Annotated in this window: 1 protein-coding gene; it reads right to left on the reverse strand. The window is 63.3% G+C overall.

Annotated features, from left to right (window positions below; all coding sequences use genetic code 11):
* Positions 1-335 (reverse strand): transposase (locus tag RCF13_RS07375; protein ID WP_308141023.1); only part of this gene is annotated, 335 nt, incomplete at both ends.

The raw sequence follows: 335 nt of genomic DNA on the forward strand, positions 1-335 counted from the left end.
GCAAGCTCATGATCGCCGCGGCCCTCTGCCCGGCGCGCAGGCTCCCGGCGAACAACCAGTTCTTCCTGCCTAACGCGATCGGCCGGATCAGATTCTCGACCCGGTTGTTGTCGATGCTCAGTCCGGCGTTGTCGACGAACAGGGTCAGCGCTGCCCAGCGCTTGAGGCTGTAGTCCATGGCCTTGGCCGTGGCAGTGCCGTCTGGAACCTTCTGCCGATGAGCCATCAACCACGCGTACAACAAGTCCGCGGCCGGGCGGGATCTGAGCTGCCGTATTCGATGCCTCTCGTCGGCAGGCAAGTCCTTGATGTTGCGCTCAACGTCGTAGAGCACG

This window comes from Stenotrophomonas maltophilia group sp. RNC7, from assembly GCF_030910085.1.
GTDB lineage: Bacteria > Pseudomonadota > Gammaproteobacteria > Xanthomonadales > Xanthomonadaceae > Stenotrophomonas > Stenotrophomonas sepilia.